General features: G+C 39.4%; 3 protein-coding genes. 1 reads left to right on the forward strand and 2 read right to left on the reverse strand.

What is annotated here, in order from left to right; translation table 11 throughout:
• Positions 1-319: 319 nt before the first annotated feature.
• Complete coding sequence (locus CK510_RS28160) at positions 320-631, forward strand: hypothetical protein (protein ID WP_095724792.1); 312 nt, start codon at positions 320-322, stop codon at positions 629-631.
• 36 nt (positions 632-667) lie between these two features.
• On the opposite strand, the gene CK510_RS28165 is transcribed toward CK510_RS28160, so the two are convergent.
• The gene (locus tag CK510_RS28165) at positions 668-1,036 is read right to left on the reverse strand and encodes a hypothetical protein (protein ID WP_095724793.1); all 369 of its coding nucleotides are present in this window, start codon (positions 1,034-1,036) and stop codon (positions 668-670) included.
• A gap of 179 nt (positions 1,037-1,215) precedes the next feature.
• Positions 1,216-3,357: a caspase family protein gene (locus tag CK510_RS28170; RefSeq protein ID WP_095724794.1), complete on the reverse strand. Its 2,142-nt coding sequence runs from the start codon at positions 3,355-3,357 to the stop codon at positions 1,216-1,218.
• Positions 3,358-3,387: the final 30 nt, after the last annotated feature.

A 3,387-nucleotide genomic window follows, 5' to 3' on the forward strand; every position in this document is an offset into this window, starting at 1 on the left:
ATATTTACATTTTCTTGATTATCTTTAGGACTAAGAGGAATGGAAGTATGGTATTTGAATAGTATGTATACTGCAAAAGGGTAAAATCTGGACTTCTGTCATACTGAGGAACGTACGTTCCACGTTCCCGCAGGGTAGTATCTTCAAGATTTTCACGCTTGTTAAAAGTAAAGTTCTAACCCGTTTTTAGTATATTCGGGCGATATAGCTTCGAGATTCAGCTTTCAATTAACTCTGCATAAGTCAATTGGTTTACCCCGTATAAGCAAGTTAGATGCTCCCTAAGCATGTCAACTACAAGTAAAATGATGAGGTAATTATGTCCAGTCACAGAAATCGTCCCATTTATCAACAAGACTTGCAACGCTTAAATGACTTGAGTTTATCGAGTTTTTGGTGGCATAGTGGAGGAGAATGGACTTCGTTAATGAAGGATGAAGCGAATCCGATTAATGAAGAGATTTTTTCCGACGAAAAGCGAGAATCGGCACACAAACCAGTTTTATATAGTATATTTGCTATTTTTATCTTGTTGAGTTTAGCTATCTTAACCCGCAGTGGTGAAAATTTTGGGGTTGTGAAAGCAGAAAATACCAATTCAACCCAACAAGTGACTTTTAGCAATAAATGACATAATATCCCCGACTGGAAAAATCGGGGATATGAATTATTTAGTTGGAGTTTTGTCGCTGGGTTTATCTGATTGTCTATCGATATCACGCAAATCGAGTTGCACTTGTACCCCTTCATTACCATTAACCGACTGTTGTGCGGGTTGCAAGTAAACCGGACTATCAGGACGTGTTAGGGTTTCATTGTACCGAACTAATGTTGCGCTTTCAGGATTGGAGAATCCAAAAAATTTATCAAAATCCTCTTGAGATGTTCTCATGTCAATTCCCATCAACGAACTTCCAGACAGAGAAGATGCATCTTCCCTTGAGTTTGGTGTTCTTGACGATTGTGCTTGAACGGGTTTGACTAAGCCGATAAATGCCGTCGCAATTCCGAAGACAGCGAAAGTTATAGCTTTCATTTTTTTTACCCAAACTCTATTCTATTTGCAATCCATTATACAAACGAGTCAAAACAATTCGCAATACTCCGAAGCGGAGAAGCAAGCTACGTAATTCGTAATTCGCAATTCGCAATTAGTGCCCCCGGATTCATCCGTGGGCTTGTACCATCAAGGAATAATTGGTCAATTTTTTTTAGTTAGTTTTTTTGAAGATTTGTTACAAATTGTTGCAAAAATTGTTCAGCGATTTGTTTATTGGGTATCTCCTCCGCTAGTTTTTGGACAAATTCAGATGGTGAAACATGGGAATAAGTTTTATATACTTCCTTGACAATAAAATTTCCAATTGGTCCAATAAGATTAATTAATTCGCGATCGCATTTCTGAATAAAGGTTGGTTCTAATTGCGTTTCTACCGATAAAACACTTTTTGATTGGGGTTGAAGAACAAGTGTTTCGATAATTTGGGTAACTTTGGCGGTAAATTCGATTTTTTGTTCTGGTATTAGGTGAATTGTTAATTCTTCTAGCTGTTTGCGGGGATTTGTGATTTTGCTCAAAGTTCTTCTAATTAAAGTTGGTGCAATTGGTCCCATTAAACTAGTTAATAGATGTTCTAGTTGGGAATATTCCTTTGAACCTGGAGTAAACAGGGATTTAATTGCTTTTTCATCTAATTCTGAGAAGTTAGGAAAATTTGTTGAGGTTTCCAGGTTTGGTTGTGGCTGGATTTTGGCTGAATTTGTGGTTGCGACTATTTCCTTTGGTTCATGGGCGAAAATAGAGGTGACATTACCTGGTAAAATATCAATGACTCCTCTTGTACCAGAGAGCCAAACATGAATATCAACGTCTTTTAAGTGCGATCGCAATTGATTTATCCAAGCAGCTACAGGTAAACCCTGTTGTGGATTGGAAATAGCCAGGGTTGTGAGTATGGCTTGGGAAAAAGCATCTGGTTGTTCGGGTGTCGATGCAGATGCAATAATACATTGGGGTTGTTCGACTCCCATATTCAAATCTTCAAGCCAATTTTCTAAGGTAGTCGCACCAGGACAGTCTAAAATAATTATTAGCTGTGCTGTATTCCCACGACGCAATTCTTGCCGCAAACTAGAACGACTCAACCGTACTCCATTCCCCAAAATTAACCATGCTTCCCCATCTTCGATTTCTTCGATTTCTCCCCGTAGATAGAGTAGTGTGGTGGAATTCTCTTTTTGATTAGATGTTCGTAAGCAAGTTTGAATTGCACTGCGAATTGCCGACAGGTTTTGCTGGTTGTGAGGAAAACACTCTAACTCAAATCCTCCTGCTCCACGCAAAACTCGACTTAAATCATTGATTGTTTGATTAGTGGATTGACTACTACCCAAACCATCCACAATTAAACCATGACGTGGTTGACTTTTGACTTCCACATTCGCTTTAAATCCAAGAATTAATTCCCCAACTCCTTCAACAATCCGCTTTGGAGTTTGCAGGGGATATTCTGGCTGAATTTTATAATCTCCTCGATTGCGCTTTTGCTGATTAATCAATCGCAATTGTTGATTAAGCTTATCGATGTATTGTAAGGTTTGCCGATAAACAAACTTATATAATCCATCTGCTTCAATAATCCCTTGGGAATCTGCCGCTTCCCCCAAAAGTCCTCGCATGAGAAAATAGGTAAACACCCCATGTCCTAATTCGGGGAATTCCCAAGACTTTTGTCCTTGGTCACAGGATAGTAAAGCACAAAATCCCTTACTTTGGGAAGCACGTTGACGCAAAACTTGTAGCATTTGCGATGTGCTATTAAAGCTGGGATTCTCAGCATCACGAGATGTACCATTATTTCCCCGCAACACCATATCACCACTATGACAGGTATCAAGACAAACTAATTGTTGATGTGCCGAACTATTCCCCAGCATTTGCAATAGTTCTTGCATGGGAATACCCGTGTTGAGCAGATTATTTTTTTCCGTATCCGTCATACATAGCACTGCTTGCTGGGTATCCGGTTCCAAAATTCCATGTCCAGAAAAATATAGCAGAATTGTGTCTTGCGATCGCGTTTGCGAAACGATATATTGCAAGCTTTGCCGCACTGTTGTTGCTGTCGGTTTAACCAACGCAAAGTCATGATGAACTATGACTTCTTTTTGGGGAAATCCCTGGGTTGCTTTGAAGAGTGCTTCCCCTAAACCCTGACAATCAACTGCTGGATAACGCAATGAAGGCAATCCCCCATCTTCATATTGGTTTATCCCCACTAGCAAAACCCAAAGTTTGGCTTCCCCTGTTTGGAGTGTATTTGTTGAGTGGCTATTACCAACACCTAGAGGTGACATATTTATTACCTACTTCTATAAATAATTTTA

The sequence above is a fragment of the Brunnivagina elsteri CCALA 953 genome (assembly GCF_002289455.1).
GTDB lineage: Bacteria > Cyanobacteriota > Cyanobacteriia > Cyanobacteriales > Nostocaceae > Brunnivagina > Brunnivagina elsteri.